The following is a 2,296-nucleotide window of genomic DNA, read 5'->3' on the forward strand; positions in this document are numbered from 1 at the left end:
GCATAGGACAAGCAGAAAAGCTTATCCTAACCTCACAGAACACTCCTTATCACAGTTAGGCATCTACATTTTATGTAGATGCCTTTTTCAATGTCTGATAATTATTTATCAACCTAAAGTAGTAAGTATATTGGGACTATTAAGGGAAGATTGCTTGTAATAATAACAGTACGATTAATAAGAASATTGAATTGTAAGGAGTGAGAAATAAGTGATGAAYATTTTAATAGTTAATTTCCCTGCAGAGGGACATGTAAATCCTACATTAAGTTTAGTAAAGGCCTTTACTGAAAGAGGTGATAACGTACACTATATTACAACGGAAAGCTTTAAGGAAAGGCTTGAAGTTTTGGGAGCCATTGTACATACTCATCCGGATTTATTAAAGGAGATTTCTATTGATAATGAAACTTCATATGGATTAAAATCTTTCTTTCATGTACATGTTCAAACTTCTTTATACATATTAGAAATTACGAAACGATTATGTAAAAGCATTAATTTTGATTTCATAGTTTATGATATATTTGGTGCTGGAGAGTTAGTAAAGGAATATTTACAAGTTCCAGGCATAGTTTCCTCTCCTATATTTTTAATTCCACCAGTATTATTGGAAACCTTGCCTTTTCATCCAAATGCAGAAATACAATTCCAACCCGATGAACTCTCTGAAAAGTTACTGTATCAGATGGAACATGAATTTGGAGTAAAGCCCAAAAATAATCTTCAATTTATGCATAATAAGGGAGATATTAGTCTCGTGTATACAAGTCGTTATTTTCAACCTAATAGCGATTCGTTCGGAGAAAACAATGTTTTTATTGGGCCGAGTATTATAAAGCGCAAAACAAATGTAAAGTTTCCACTTGAATTGCTTTCAAAAAAGAAAGTTATTTATATTTCAATGGGAACACTTCTTGAAGGGCTCGAACCATTTTTTAATACTTGTATTGACGCTTTTTCAAATTTCGAAGGGATTGTAGTAATGGCGATTGGTGATAGAAATGATATTTCAAAAATTAAGCAAGCGCCAGACAACTTTATTATAACCCCTTACGTACCTCAATCAGAAATATTAAGTGAAGCAGATGTTTTTATTACACATGGTGGAATGAATAGTGTGCACGATGCAATCCATTATAATGTCCCATTTGTGATAATACCGCATGATAAAGATCAACCTATGATAGCGCAAAGATTAACTGAGCTGGAGGCAGCACATAGATTATTGAAAGAGCATGTTAATGTGCAAACTTTAAAAAAGGCGGTAACAGACGTTCTTTCAAATGAAAAGTATAAACATGGCATTCGAAAACTGAATGAAAGTTTTTTAGAGTGTGGTGGTTCCAAAAGAGCCATTGCAGTTATTGATGCTCTTTTAAATAAATAGTTCGGATAATATAAAAGCATAGAGGCTCTACCTGTATGCTTTTATATTATTATCCAGCAAATTGTACAGCAGTATTCGCATGTAAATAAGCAGTATCAAAAACAGGAACAGATAGATCATTTTGGGAAATGAGCAAAGGAATTTCCGTACAGCCAAGTAGAATTCCTTCAGCCCCATTATTAATTAATGAATTGGTAATTTGTATTAGTTTTTCTTTTGATGTTTCTGAAATAATTCCTCTACTTAATTCATTTAATATGACGTGATGGATAAAAGTTCTTTCCTCGTCATTTGGGATGATTGTCTCAATGTTATATTTTGCTAGTCGTGATGTATAAAAATCTTGTTCCATCGTTTGTTTCGTTCCTAATAATCCGATCCGTTTTATATTCTGTTCTACCATTTCTTTAGCACTTACATCACCGATATGAAGAAGTGGGATTGATATTGCTTGTTCTACTTCCTCAGCAAATAGATGTACAGTATTAGAACACATTAGTAAACATTCAGCTCCAGAGTGTTCTACTTTTTTTGCTACTGCGACTAATTCATTTTTCACTTCTTCATATTGATGATTTTGTAATAATGTAGTTACTTCACCAAAGTCCATACTATATAAAACAAGTTTCGCATTTTGATCATATTTAGAGAGAGTCAGTGTATTAATGTGTTTATAGTACAACGATGTTGATTCCCAACTTAGTCCGCCAATTAAGCCAATTACTTTCATCATGCATTCCTCCCGTAACAATTTTGAATTTATTATTTCATAATTCCGATAAGAATACAATGATTTAARTGAACTATTTATCGAAAAATAAAAATAGTAAGAAAAGTATTGAAATTATTTATTGTTAGTGCCATAATACAGATTACAACTACATACTTATCCAGAGAGGTAGAGGG

General features: G+C 32.2%; 2 protein-coding genes. One reads left to right on the forward strand and one right to left on the reverse strand.

The window, feature by feature from the left end; translation table 11 throughout:
- Positions 1–211 precede the first annotated feature (211 nt).
- Positions 212–1,390, forward strand: a complete 1,179-nt coding sequence (locus AC1DJR_RS26920; RefSeq protein WP_044439567.1) for a macrolide family glycosyltransferase — start codon at positions 212–214, stop codon at positions 1,388–1,390.
- Positions 1,391–1,439: 49 nt separating this feature from the next.
- Here the strand turns inward: AC1DJR_RS26920 and AC1DJR_RS26925 are convergent, their stop codons facing one another.
- The gene (locus AC1DJR_RS26925; protein WP_002085241.1) at positions 1,440–2,123 is read right to left on the reverse strand and encodes an aspartate/glutamate racemase family protein; all 684 of its coding nucleotides are present in this window, start codon (positions 2,121–2,123) and stop codon (positions 1,440–1,442) included.
- Positions 2,124–2,296 lie beyond the last annotated feature (173 nt).

The organism is Bacillus sp. 05T31, from assembly GCF_056396725.1.